General features: G+C 32.0%; 10 protein-coding genes. All 10 read right to left on the reverse strand.

Annotation, left to right across the window (positions count from 1 at the left end):
* Positions 1-7: 7 nt before the first annotated feature.
* A complete protein-coding gene (gene tpiA / locus ACTG44_RS17670; RefSeq protein ID WP_021386084.1) occupies positions 8-751 on the reverse strand; it encodes a triose-phosphate isomerase in 744 nt (247 codons plus the stop codon).
* Between the two features lie 25 nt (positions 752-776).
* Positions 777-1979 carry a phosphoglycerate kinase gene (locus tag ACTG44_RS17675; RefSeq protein ID WP_479920957.1) on the reverse strand — a complete coding sequence of 401 codons (1203 nt, stop codon included), beginning with the start codon at positions 1977-1979 and terminating at the stop codon, positions 777-779.
* A 221-nt stretch (positions 1980-2200) separates the two neighbouring features.
* The gene (gap, locus tag ACTG44_RS17680; protein WP_021385974.1) at positions 2201-3208 is read right to left on the reverse strand and encodes a type I glyceraldehyde-3-phosphate dehydrogenase; all 1008 of its coding nucleotides are present in this window, start codon (positions 3206-3208) and stop codon (positions 2201-2203) included.
* Between the two features lie 59 nt (positions 3209-3267).
* Complete coding sequence (locus tag ACTG44_RS17685; RefSeq protein WP_021386036.1) at positions 3268-4290, reverse strand: sugar-binding transcriptional regulator; 1023 nt, start codon at positions 4288-4290, stop codon at positions 3268-3270.
* Between the two features lie 590 nt (positions 4291-4880).
* Complete coding sequence (rpoN, locus tag ACTG44_RS17690) at positions 4881-6227, reverse strand: RNA polymerase factor sigma-54 (protein WP_021386088.1); 1347 nt, start codon at positions 6225-6227, stop codon at positions 4881-4883.
* Between the two features lie 152 nt (positions 6228-6379).
* Complete coding sequence (gene xdh, locus ACTG44_RS17695) at positions 6380-8941, reverse strand: selenium-dependent xanthine dehydrogenase (RefSeq protein WP_021386024.1); 2562 nt, start codon at positions 8939-8941, stop codon at positions 6380-6382.
* Positions 8935-10326 (reverse strand): dihydropyrimidinase, encoded by a 1392-nt coding sequence (hydA, locus tag ACTG44_RS17700; protein ID WP_479920958.1) that lies wholly within the window; start codon positions 10324-10326, stop codon positions 8935-8937. The genes xdh and hydA overlap by 7 nt, the downstream gene beginning before the upstream one ends.
* 216 nt (positions 10327-10542) lie before the next feature.
* Entirely contained in the window at positions 10543-11652 is a 1110-nt protein-coding gene (locus tag ACTG44_RS17705; protein WP_021385954.1) for a 4Fe-4S binding protein, read from the reverse strand.
* Positions 11653-11748: 96 nt separating this feature from the next.
* Positions 11749-13101 (reverse strand): nucleobase:cation symporter-2 family protein, encoded by a 1353-nt coding sequence (locus ACTG44_RS17710; protein ID WP_009891593.1) that lies wholly within the window; start codon positions 13099-13101, stop codon positions 11749-11751.
* A 105-nt stretch (positions 13102-13206) separates the two neighbouring features.
* On the reverse strand, positions 13207-14535 hold the full coding sequence (gene ssnA, locus ACTG44_RS17715; RefSeq protein WP_479920959.1) for a putative aminohydrolase SsnA: 1329 nt from the start codon (positions 14533-14535) through the stop codon (positions 13207-13209).
* Positions 14536-14562 lie beyond the last annotated feature (27 nt).

Genomic DNA, 14562 nt, shown 5'->3' on the forward strand with positions numbered 1-14562 from the left:
TCACTCCTTAGAAATTAACAAGGTCTAGGTAGTCATTACTAGCTAAACTAGCTCCACCTACTAAAGCTCCATCTATATCACTTTGACCCATTATTTCAGCTACATTTGAAGGTTTAACACTTCCACCGTATTGTATTCTAACTTCGTTAGCTAATTCTCCATATAATCCTTTTATAACTTCTCTTATATAAGATATAACATCATTAGCATCTTCAGCAGTTGCAGTTTTACCAGTTCCAATAGCCCAAATTGGCTCATATGCAACAACTACTTTTGCTAAATCTTCTTTAAGAACATTTTCTAAAGCTTTTTCAACTTGAACTTTACAAACATCTTTAGTTTTTCCAGCTTCTCTTTGCTCTAAAGTTTCTCCAACACATAGTATTGGGTCTATTTCTACTTCTAAAGCTTTTAAAACTTTTTTATTTACAGTTTCATCAGTTTCATTGAAGTATTGTCTTCTTTCTGAATGTCCTATTACAACATAGTCCATATCTATTTCTTTTAACATAAGAGGTGAAACTTCTCCTGTAAATGCTCCTTTTTCTTCGAAGTGCATATTTTGAGCACCTATCTTTATATTTGTACCCTTAGTAGCTTCTTTTAAATCCTTTAATAAAGTAAATGGTGCACATATAACAGCCTCTACTTTATCAGAATTAACTTTATCTTTAACTTCATTTACAAATTCTAAAGCTTCTTTTATTGTTTTATGCATTTTCCAGTTTCCTGCAATTATAGGTTTTCTCATTTTACAATCTCCTCTATATATTAGTTTATTTATTATCTAATGCTGCAATACCTGGTAATTCTTTACCTTCTAAGAATTCTAGTGATGCTCCTCCACCTGTTGATACGTGAGTCATCTTATCACCAAATCCTAATTGATTAACTGCTGCTGCACTATCTCCACCACCAATTACAGTAGTTGCATCAGTTAACTCTGCCATAGCCTTAGCTACTGATAATGTCCCATTTGCAAAGTTCTCAAATTCAAACACTCCCATTGGTCCATTCCATACTACAGTTTTTGACTCTTTTATAGTTTTTACAAAGTTTGCTATAGTCTTAGGTCCCATATCTAGACCCATATAGTCTTCTTTTACATTAGCATCTTCTGTTACTATTGGAGTTGCATCTGGTGCAAAGTGGTCTGCCATAACAACGTCTACTGGTAATAATAAATTAACACCTTTATTTTTAGCTTTTTCCATCATTTCTTTAGCGTATTCTACCTTATCTATTTCAAGTAGAGATGTTCCTACTTCATATCCTTGAGCTTTTAAGAATGTATAAGCCATTCCTCCACCTATTATTAGGTTATCAACTTTTTCTAATAATTCATTTATAACAGCTAGTTTATCAGAAACCTTAGCTCCTCCAAGTATAGCTGTAAATGGTCTTACTGGATTTGCAACAGCTTCTCCTAAGAATTTTAATTCTTTTTGAATTAAGTATCCGCAAACTCTCTCTTGTAAGAATTCTCCCGCTCCAACTGTTGAACAATGTGCTCTATGAGCAGTTCCAAATGCATCATTTACAAATATTTCAGCAAGTGAAGCTAACTCTTTAGAGAAGTTCTCTTCGTTTTTAGTTTCTTCTTTTCTATATCTAGTATTTTCTAATAATACTACATCTCCGTTTTTCATGTTTTCAGTAGCTTTTTTTGCATTTTCTCCTACAACATTGTCGTCCGCTGCAAATACCACTTCTTTATTTAGCATTTCAGATAATCTCTTTGCCACTGGTGCTAAAGATAGTTCTGGCTTAGCTTCTCCTTTTGGCTTTCCTAAGTGAGAGCATAATATAACTTTTGCTCCTTTAGAAATTAAATATTGAATAGTTGGTAAAGCTCCGTTCAATCTATTTTCATCAGTAATTACACCATCTTGTAATGGCACATTAAAGTCACATCTCACTAATACTTTTTTTCCGCACACATCAATATCTTCTATAGTTTTTTTGTTAAGCATTGACATAAATATCTCTCCTTTTAATAAAGTAATTTTTTATTGCCAAGTATAATATAGTACATACTTTTACCCTATTAAATATATCATATTATCATATTTTTATATATAGTATGTAACATTATTTAGGTGTATTTTATATATTTTTTCTTAAAAAAAGTCCTGAGTCCGTAGTATTAAACTACAAACTCGGACTTTGTCAATCTACTTTTCTATTTTCTCAAAGCTGACTATTTTGCTAATTGTGCAAAGTATCCTAAAGTTCTTATTAATTGAGAAGTATAAGACATTTCATTATCATACCAAGAAACAACTTTAACTAATTGCTTTCCATCTACTTCCATAACTTTTGTTTGAGTAGCGTCAAATAATGAACCGTAGCTTATTCCGATTATGTCAGAAGATACTAACATTTCTTCAGTGTATCCGAAAGATTCGTTTGAAGCTTCTTTCATAGCTGCATTTATTTCTTCAACTGTAACATTTTTTCCTAATGTACAAACTAATTCAGTTATTGAACCAGTTACAACTGGTACTCTTTGTGCTGCACCATCTAATTTTCCTTTTAATGAAGGTATTACTAGACCGATTGCTTTTGCAGCTCCTGTAGTGTTTGGAACTATATTTCCAGCAGCAGCTCTAGCTCTTCTTAAGTCACCTTTTGGATGAGGACCATCTAAAGTGTTTTGGTCATTAGTGTATGCATGTATAGTAGTCATTAATCCTTTTTCTATACCATATTTGTCATTTAATACTTTAGCCATTGGAGCTAAACAGTTAGTTGTACAAGAAGCTCCTGATATAACTGTTTCAGAACCGTCTAATATGTCACTGTTTGTGTTGAATACTATTGTTTTTAAATCTCCAGTAGCTGGTGCAGATATAACAACTTTTTTAGCTCCTGCTTGTATATGAGCTTCAGCTTTATCTTTAGATGTAAAGAATCCTGTACATTCTAATACTATATCTACTCCTAGTTCAGCCCATGGTAGGTCAGCAGGATTTCTTTCTGCTGTTACTTTTATTTCTTTTCCGTTTACTACAAAAGCACCTTCTTTAACTTCTATTTCTCCATTAAATCTTCCTTGAGCTGTATCATATTTAAATAAATGAGCTAACATTTTAGCGTCTGTTAAGTCGTTTATTGCAACAACTTCGAACATATCTTGTTGCTCCATCATTTTTCTTAATGCTAATCTTCCTATTCTTCCAAATCCATTTATAGCTACTTTAACCATTTTCGCTACCTCCTATAAAGTAAATGTATGTTTTCTAGCTCTATGCTAGGTCTTGACTTTTATAATAATGACAATATCTTATAAGCACTTTCTTCATCTGTTACAAGAACCATGTTTTTATGCATATTTGATATGGCTAATAAGGCTTCTACTTTTTCTGTACCTGCAAAGATTGCAATAGTTTCTTTTACTTGTTTAACTGTCTCTAAATCAATTCCAACAGTATTTAATTTATAAACTATTTCTCCATCTTTGTTGAAATAATATCCAAATGCTTCTCCAACCGCATTTTTAGATAGTATCTCATCAACCTTATCTTCTGGAAGTTTTCTTCTCTTTGCCATGACATCTGCTCTACCTATGCTAAAAACTAAAATGTCTGTTCTTTTAATATACTCCAAAGTTGTCTTAATCTCTGGCACTTGGCTAAGAGTTTTCATTGCACTTTCGTCCAACTCATCTGGTATATGTAAAAGTTTGCAATTAGAATGTAACTTCTTACTTATTGAAGCAACTATATTATTGGATTGCATCTCTACATCAGTCCCCATACTTCCTCTAGCTGGTACTATTGTAGAGTTTGGATATCTCTTATCAGTTTTAATAACGTTTGAAAACTCCAACATAGTGCTTCCACCTGTTATTGAAACAATATCTCCATCTTTAAGAATATTTAAGAAATACTCACATCCATATCTAGTTACATCTTTTAGTAAACTTCCATTTTCATCACAGCTTCCAGGAACTAGTATTACCTTTTTTATTCCAAGCTTTTCTCTTACTCTATCTTGTAACTTAGACAATCCCATGATATCACTCATGATGTCTTTAAGTTTATCTAACAAATCAGAACCTTCTTTAGTGATAGTCATTCCAGATACAGCTACATCTATAAGTCCTTGTTCTTTCAAAAACTCTGTTTCTGACCTGATTATTCTTTCACTAATTTCTAATACATTTGATAAAGTTCTTCTTCCTATTGGTTCACTTAAAGATATTTGTCTTAAAATAGAGTATCTTCTTTCCATAAGTTCAATTGCCTGTGGAATTAATTTCTTTTGAATTTCTAATAAGTTCTTCATAACATACTCCTTATTACTTTCCTTTCGGGACTTTTTTTGTCCCTAGTGTTTATTTAAGTCCCACAAGATATTTTTATTTTATAGGATTTGCGTATAGATTTCAATAGTTTTTCAAAAACTTTTTTATTTTTTTGTTTTGTAATATATTTCTCCACCATTTTCAAAGTACAGTATTTTTTCTTTTTTATATAAGGTTTTTTGTATATGTTTTTATATTTTTATTTAATTTATACTCTATGTGTTTTTCCTTTTGTAATTATTAAATTTAATAATAGTTTATTTATACCAACATTCTTATTGTTCTAATATTTAATGATTCTTTAAAAATGTTCATTTAATTATGTTTTCTAGTTTTTTAGTATTTTCCACTATTCTAATTTTCTCTAGTTTTTTAATATTTTAATGCTATTTGGTTTTCTAATATTTTTTAGTATTTTACTACTCTTCAATATTTTTATACTCTCTAATTCTATATCATTTTAATGTTTTCAATATTTTATTATTTTACTTCATAACATTTTTAGCCTAATTTCCATTCACCTTTTAATTAGCCTTTTCCCCTTGTTATACTGATATTTGTCTTTTACTTATTAGTATTCTTTTCTCTTGCTTGAAGATAGGATTCCTAATTCTTCACGATATTTGGCAACTGTTCTTCTTGCAACATTGATTCCTTTTTCTTTTAGTAACTTAGATATATGGTCATCACTTAAAGGTTTCTTTTTATTTTCGTCTTTTATTGTTTCCTTTATAATTTTTTTTATGCTTGTACTAGACGCCATTTCATTATTCTCAGTTTCAATAGCACTACTAAAGAAGTATCTAAATTCATACACGCCAAAAGGTGTCAGCATATATTTACCATTTACACCTCTACTTATAGTAGATTCATGGAATTCTAATTTTTCTGCTATGTCCTTCATTTTTAAGGGTTTTATATATTTTGTCCCTTTTCTCAAGAATTCATCTTGAGCTTTTACTATTTCTTCTGCAATCTTAAGTACTGTAGTTTTCCTACTCTCTATATTCTTCATAAGTCCTGTTGCTGAATTTAGTCTTTCTTTTATAAATTCTTTTGCACTTTCATCAGACTGTGAATTTTTTAATATGTCTTTATAATAACTATTGATTCTTATCTGATAAGAATCTTTTTCATTTAAATATACAATAAATTCATCATCAATTTTTTCTACTGTTACATCGGGTTGAATGTATACACTTTTTTCTACTGAACAAGTTCTTCCTGGTTTTGGGTCTAATGTCTTAATTATATTTATCAGTTCAACGCATTTTTGTAGTGACATATTGTATTTTTTACTTATCTCTTTATATTTATTATTTGCAATCAAATTTAAGTCTTTTGTAACGATTTCCTCTAAAATTTCATTATATATTCCTAAACTTGCCATTTGAATCATCAGACATTCTGAAAGACTTCTTGCTCCTACTCCACTAGGTTCCAACTGCTGAACACTAATCAAACATTTTTCAAAAAGTTCCTCATCTATCTTTAAAGTATCAACAATTACTTTTTCCTCAGTTCTTAAATACCCATCTTCATCTAAACTGTCAATTATATACTCACAGACTTCCAATTCTTTATCTGTCAGTTTATATAAGCTTATCTGAAATTTTAAATCCTCATATAAATTTGACGAATATTTAACTAAATTTTCTAGATTAACTTCATTATCGGGATTATAGCTTATCTCTGTTCTGTCTAAACGTCTTGACTTATCCATATCTTTTATATATTCTTCCCAATTTATCTCCCCACTTTTTTCAACTTCAACTAATGGGTTATTCTCTGCTTCTTTTTTAATCTCTTCTTCTAATTCTAACTTACTCATATTTAATATTGATAATGATTGCTTGAGTTGTGTAGTCATTATTAGCTTCTGAGACTGAGTTAACTCTAGACTATTATTAAAATTCATTCTGCTCACCTCTCAATTTTATTAAACTTATTTTTATAAAAGAAAAACCCTCCTGTATATGTATATTCTATCATTTAAAATATACCTTATGCAAAAGGGTTTTTTTTATTTACAATTTCATCTATTTTTTTATTTAATATTTCTTTTTTTTGTTACTTTTTTTTACTATATGGAGTATTTTGTAGTGGTAGTTCAGTTCTAAACTCTTTATCAAATACATAATAGGCATTTTGCACTGCTGGTGCTGTAGGAACTGTACAAATTTCTCCTACACCTTTTGCTCCATAAGCTAGTAAATCTTTGTTCTTTTCAACTATTACAGCTTGTATTTCTGGTATATCTGTAGACTTAAATAAACCTAGTGTACCAAATTTAGCTGTAGGCACAGAATCTACTACTGGGTAATCCTCAGTTAGAGCATATCCAAGACCCATAACTACTCCACCTTCTATTTGACCCTCTAAACTAATTGGATTTATAGCTCTTCCAACGTCATGTGCTGCTACTACTTTCTCCAATTTTCCATTTTCATCTAGCATTACAACTTGTGTAGCATATCCATAAGCAACATGGCTTACTGGATTTTCTTTATCACAACCCATTTTATCTGTAATACTTGCATATTCTCCGTAAAACTCTTCTCCATCTAAATCATGTAAAGTTTTACCAGATTCCAAAGTTTCTTTTAATTTATTTGATGCAACTTTAGTGGCTTCCCCTGTAAATACGGTCTGTCTTGAAGCCGTAGTATTCCCAGAGTCTGGTGTCAAATGAGTATCTGGAACTTCATGCACTATACTTTCAGGTGGTAAACCAGTAGCCTCACAAACTACTTGAGTCATAACAGTACCAAGACCTTGACCTATACAAGAAGCACTTGTTCTTATATGAACTCTTCCATCTTTTATTACTAGTCTGCATCTTCCAACATCAGGTATACCAACGCCAACTCCACTATTTTTCATTGCACAAGCTATACCTGCACGTGGATGCTTTTCATACTCTTCTTTCACAGCTTCTAGTGTTTCTGCCATTGCTGTTCCTTCATCTGCAAATTGACCATTTGGTAAAACTTGACCAGGTCTTATTGCATTTTTATACCTTATTTCCCAAGGTGATATCCCTGCCATTTCAGCAAGTAAATTTAGGTTACATTCTGTTGCAAAACAACTCTGTGTAACTCCAAAACCTCTAAATGCTCCACCAGGAGGATTGTTAGTGTATACTGCTGTTCCTGTTATATCAATATCTTGATAGTTGTATGGTCCTGCTGCATGAGTACACAATCTTTGTAGTACTGGACCTCCAAGAGATGCATATGCACCTGTATCAGATATTATAGTTGCTTTCATACCTGTTAAATATCCATTTTCATCACATGCTGTCGTAAATTCCATTTCTGTGGCATGTCGTTTAGGATGAACAATAATACTTTCTTTTCTTGTTAGCTGTACCTTCACAAATCTTTTCGTATGATAAGCAAGTAAGGCTGCATGGTGTTGAACACTCATATCTTCTTTTCCACCAAATCCTCCACCTACCATTTTATTTATCACTCTTACCTTCTCATGTGGAAGCCCTAACATATCTGCACATTCATGTTGAGTAGCAAATACCCCTTGGTCTGTTGAATAGATTATTACTCCATCTTCTTCATAAGGACCAGCTACTGCGCACTCAGGCTCTAAAAATGCGTGTTCTGTAGCAGGTGTAGTATATCTTTTAGTTACAACATATTTTGAATTTTCTATCTTTTCTTCAGCGTTTCCTCTTACTAAATGTTCCTTAACAAGTACATTACCTGTCTCATGTATCTTTGGAGCATCCTCTCTAAGAGCATCTGCTGTAGTACTCAATGGTGTTAATTCTTCATAATCTATCTTAACTAGTTTTTTTGCTTCTTCCAATGCCTCTCTAGTTTCTGCTGCTACTAAGACTATTCCATCGCCTAAATATCTAGTTATTTCACCTTCTGGTATTAAAGTATCCCAATCCTTCTTTAAGTGACCTACTTTTATAGTTCCTGGAATGTCTTTAGCTGTTAGAACTGCAACAACTCCTGGATAAGCTTTTGCTTCTTCTATATCTATTTTTTTGACTAAAGCTCTAGGATATTTTGCTCTAACTGCTGAACCATAAATCATACCCTCAATTCTCATATCATCTACATATTCAGAATATCCAAGTGCTTTACCTACTGCATCAACTCTAGGAAGATTTTCACCTACTAGACCTTTACAGTTTACTTTTGGTACATCTATATCTTCTCTAAAAATCTTTGCTGCTAAATCAACAGCTTTAATTATTTTTACATACCCTGTACATCTACATATATTACCTTTTAAGGCTTTCTTTATATCATCTTCAGTAGGATTATTGTTAACGTCTATGAGTGCTTTTGAACTAATTACCATACCTGGAATACAAAATCCACATTGTACAGCTCCTTGGCTAGCAAAAGAATATGCAAAAACATCTCTTTCTCTTTCTGATAATCCCTCTATAGTCGTTATGTTTTTTCCAGCTAATTTATCAGTTTTAAATACACATGCTTTAGTTGCTTTACCATCTATTATAACCATACATGTTCCACAAGCACCTTCTGAACATCCATTTTTAACTGAAGTTATATTCATATCTTCTCTAAGGAAGTCTAAAAGTTTTTTGCCTTCTTTTGCAACAACTTTCTTTCCATTTAATATAAATTCTACCATTCTCTAGCCCCCTTTGTTAGACGCCTATTTATATATCTCCCACTTGGAGTATTGCAGATTAATTCTTCCTCTCTAACTACTTCTTTTCCTCTTAAGTAAACATGTTCTATTTGACAATCCACTTCATACCCTTCATAAGGTGTATAATCTACATTTTGCAATTGTTTTTTTGCTTCTATTTTAGATTTCTTGTTTGGATTTAAGACTAATATATCTGCGTCACTACCTATTTCTATAGTTCCTTTATTAGGATACATTCCAAATAATTTTGCTGCATTAGTTGATGTTACTTCTACCATCTTATTGATAGATATTTTATTTTTACATACTCCATATGTGTATAAAAGACTCATCCTATGTTCTACACCTGGAGAACCATTCGGTATTTTGCTGAAATCGTTTATTCCAAGTTCCTTCTGTCTCCTATAATTAAAAGAGCAGTGGTCTGTTCCTATAGTATCTATCTGATTATCTGAAATAGCATTCCATAATATTTCATTATTTTCCTTATTTCTTAAAGGTGGTGACATTACATACTTAGCACTTTCAAATCCATCTAAATCATATAATTCATCATTTAATAGAAGGTATTGAGGACAAGTTTCAACTATTACATCCACACCTCTTTGCTTAGCTTTTAAAACTTCTTCCAAGGATTCTTTACAACTTAGATGAACTACATATACCTTAGAGTTTGCAACTTCAGCTATCTTCATAAGTCTTGAAGTAGCTTCTGCTTCAAGTATAGCTGGTCTAGTTAATTGATGGTACTTTGGAGATAAATTATTTTCTGCCCTTGCTTTATCCACAAGTTCACATATTATATCCCCATTTTCACAATGGAATCCAATAATTCCACCTATCTTTTCTGCTTTTCTCAGAGCTTCAAATATGACACCATCATCAACTTGGAGACTTCCTTTATATGCCATATACAATTTAAATGAAGATACACCCTCTTTTACCATATCTTCCATTTCATTACAAACTGAGTCATTCCAGTCTGTTATAGCCATGTGAAAACCATAATCTGAGTAGGATTTATCTTTGGCTTTTTCATGCCATTCTTCTAATCCTTCTTTTAAAGAGCATCCTTTAGCTTGTGTAGCAAAATCTAATATAGTAGTAGTTCCTCCAACTATAGCAGCTTTTGTACCTGTCTCAAAGTTATCTGCTGTCTTAGTAACCCCTGTATCTAAGTCAAAGTGAGTGTGTGTATCTATACCTCCTGGTATAACATAAGAATCACTAACATCGACTATGTCATCATTTTCTTTTGATATATCAAAACCTATATCGACTATTTTTTCATATTCTATTCTTACATCTGCACAGTAAGTTTTTTCACTTGTTACTACTTTCCCGCCTTTTAAAACAATTCCCATATAGACTCCACCTTACTTATAACGTATCAATTTATTTTATCTCAAGCAATTAACTTAAAGTAATTTTACTAAAACCCTTATACCACCTAAACTGTACTAGAATAGTTTTGTATATTGCTTTATATTAGATTATTGCTATAGCTAGTCTATTAATCTCATATATTTATCATCTCAGTACATATTACTCTAAGTTAATTATTAAATTTTTATACAATATTATTCATTTACAGCTTCTACTTGATTGTAGCAGATGCTTAAAGCTCCTTTTGGACATCTAGTTACACATAGTCCACATCCAAAACACTTGTCTGCATCTATATTTAATTTATCTGTAACTTCTAATGCTTCGTATACACAGCTTGTTACACATTGTTTACATTTGATACACTTGTTATCATCTACAACTGGAGCTACTGAATGAGTTCTAAATCCTCTAGCTGCCATTTTCTTATGAGTTAATCCTTTTATTTCATTAACATCAGAATATCCATTTTCATCTAAAAATTCATTTAATTCTTTAGCAATTTTTCCATAGATAGAAGGCCCTTTAAGAATTGCTTCTGTACATACTTGAACAGCACTTGCTCCAGCCATCATCATTTCAGCTACATCTTTTCCACAAGTGATTCCACCAACACCTATTATTGGTATATTTACAACTTGAGAAGCTTCATATATACATCTTATTGCTAAAGGTCTTATTGGTGCACCTGATAACCATCCATATCCAGCTTTACTTCCCATTATAGGGTATCCTGTATTTACATCTATAGCCATACATGGTCCAAATGAGTTTATCATTACAAGTCCATCTGCTCCTGCTTCTTCAACAGCTTTTGCAATAGTTTGAATATCAGTATGAGGACTCATTTTCATAAATACTGGTACATCTAAAACAGCTTTTGCTGCTTTTAAAGCATTTACTATTGGAGCAACATCTGTACCTACATAATGAGTAGATAATTCAACTGCATCAGCATAAGGTTTTACTAAAGGAGCAACCTCAGCTATTTGCTCTGCTGAATATCCCATACTTACTATCACTGGAAGCCCTGTTTCTTTTACTTTTTTGTATTCTTCTTCTATCCATTGTTCTTTTGGAAGCTCTGACCATAATTCTGTATTTAAGAAACCACTATTAGTTTTTGCCATACATGGTCTTGGTACATCTGCTGGTAATACAGATATAGTTTTTGTACATATAGCTCCTGCTCCACCTTTTGCTGCTTCTTGACAGAGAGCACCATCTTTTGCTCCAGGACCTGCTGCTGTCATAATTGGATTTAAGAATTCCATTCCATATAAATTAACTTTTAAATTAGCCATATTATTATCTCTCCCTTAATTAAATATTTTTAATATTTAGCTTATATTCTTTTATTTGTATTTGTATTTGTTATTTATCTTCTTTTTATATTATTTCTATTTTGCTTCTTCAACTTTATTATTCTTCTCTTTTTTAGAACCTAATTCATTGAAGAATATATTTAAAAGTACTGCTGATAAACTACCTGTTGTTATTCCACTATGGAATATTGTTTGTACCCAAGTTGGAAAATTATGATAAAAATCAGGATTTGTTAGTGGTATCATAGATAAACCAACACTAACTGCTACTATAACTCCATTTTTAGTTCCATCAAACTTTACTTTACTTAGAGTTTTTACTCCCCCAACCATTACCATTCCAAACATTGCAAACCCTACTCCTCCAAGAACAGGCTTAGGTATTGCTCCTATTATTGCTGCAAATTTTGGTAAGAAACCAAGTACTAGCAATATAACCCCTGCATAAACTGCTATAAATCTTGATTTTATACCTGTAAGACCTACTATCCCTGTATTTTGACCAAATGGAGTTATTGGGAATGAGTTGAATATTCCAGATAAAGCTGTAGATATTCCATCTCCAAATAGACCTCTTTTGATATTTTTACCTGTTACTTCTTTATCTACCATCTCATGGATAGCTATCATATTACCAACTGATTCTGTCATAAGTACTAACATAATTAAGCACAATGATAGTATTGCAGATGGTTCAAATCTAGGCATTCCAAATTTTAAAGGTACATTTAAATTAAGCCAACCAACTCCATTTACTGCACTAAAATCTGCCATTCCAACTGCCATGGAAAGTAGTGTACCAAGTACTATACCTACCAATATAGCTGTACTATTCCAAATTCCTTTTAAGAATTTAAATGAAAGTAAAGTTATTGCCAATACTGCCAAAGCCAATGCTAATGAGTTTGGTTCAACCGCTTCCAATTTGTTGTCAGTTATCCACTTTATCCCAACTGGAAATAGTGAAATACCTATTACCATAACAACTGTTCCAGTAACTACACTAGGGAAAAATCTTATTAATTTTTCAAACACTGGAGCAAGTAATATACAAAACAATCCAGCTACTATTACAGAACCAAATACTGTCTGTATTGCAACCTGAGAATCACTATATGATGAGGCTATTGCTGTCATACCTGCCACAGCGGCAAAACTAGTTCCTTCTATTACTGGTATTTTAGCACCTACAATATTTCCTATACCAACACTTTGTATGAGTGTTCCTATCCCTGCCATAAATAAACAAGCATTTATTAAAAAAACAATACTAGCATGATCTAGTCGTGCAGCACTTCCTATCATCATAGGAACCGCTACTGCTCCTGCACACATTGCCAAAACGTGCTGTAATGAAAATACCCAAGATTTGGATACGGGTAACCTTTCATCTACTGGAGCTATTTTAGGGCTTTTATCTTGAGACATTTTGGGTCTCCCTTCTTTATTTAATTTAATATTCTATTCCGTATATTTTATATCTATATACTTCATTTAAATTCCTATTTTTGTCTAAGTTCTATTTTACAACATTTAAATTCTATTCCATAGTTTTTGGCTTAATTCTCTACTTTTAGCTAGAATACTTTCTTCGTCTATATTTACTAACTTTCTGTCTTTCATAAGCACTTTTCCATTTATAATAGTCGTATCTACACTTCTTCCACTCATTCCAAAGATAGTGTGTCCCCCTATTGTGTTTTCTGTCAATGGAGTATGTGGTATATAATCAACTACTATTACATCTGCATAAGCACCTTTTCTAAGTACTCCTAAGTCATTTTTATAATAAGCCTTAGCTATTTTTCTATTGTTATCAAATAACATTGTTTGTGATTCTCCAAATCCAACTCTTGGGTCACTCAAGTGATGTTTATGAATTATATTAGCAACCTTTAATGATTCAAACATATCGCTAGTGTATCCATCAGTTCCTAGACCTACTGTAACACCTCTTTTTAATAACTCTATTGCTGGAGAGCATCCAACTGCATTTCCCATATTAGATTCTGGATTATGAACTACAAATGTATTTGTTTTGTTTAAAAGGCTAATTTCATCTGTACTTATATATATACAATGAACTGCTATAGTCTTTTCTTTTAATACCCCGAAATCATTAAATCTTTCTAAAACTCTCTTTCCATATTTGTCTAAATTGTACTGTAAATCGTCTAATCCTTCAGCAACATGTACATGGTAACCTGTATCAAGACCATCCATTTCTGAAGCACACTTATTTAATGTATCATCAGATAGTGTAAAGGCAGCATGAAGACCAAACATACCTTTTATCATGTCTGTATCATCTTTTTGAGCGTATTTTATAAAGTTTACGTTTTCATTGATACCTTGTTGGATTGTATCCCCACCATCTCTATCAGATACCTCATAACAAAGGCATGTTCTTATTCCTAAATCCTTTGCAACATCTGATATTGTAAACAAACTTCCTTCAATTGCATTTGGACTTGCATGATGGTCATAAACTGTTGTCACACCATTTTTTATACATTCTATATACGTTGCATATGCACTGTATTTAGTATCTTCTAGTGTAAGCTGTTTATCAAGTCTCCACCATAAATTGTTCAGTATCTCTAAAAAATTCTCAGAAGGTTTTCCTGGAACTGCCATTCCTCTAGCAAATGAGCTGTATATATGCATATGTGAATTTATTAGACCAGGCATGATTATCTTCTTGCCTGCATCTATAAACTCATGTACTGGATATTTCGCTTTCATTTCCTCTGTAGTACCTATATCTTCAATTAGATTATCGTTTATTACTACACATCCATCTTCCATATAGGGATTTAAAGAATCTTGGCTTATTAGCCTCCCATTCCCCACTAAAATCATAAATTTATTCCCCCTTAAAGCTAAGAT

Source organism: Clostridioides sp. LIBA-2809, assembly GCF_056688965.1.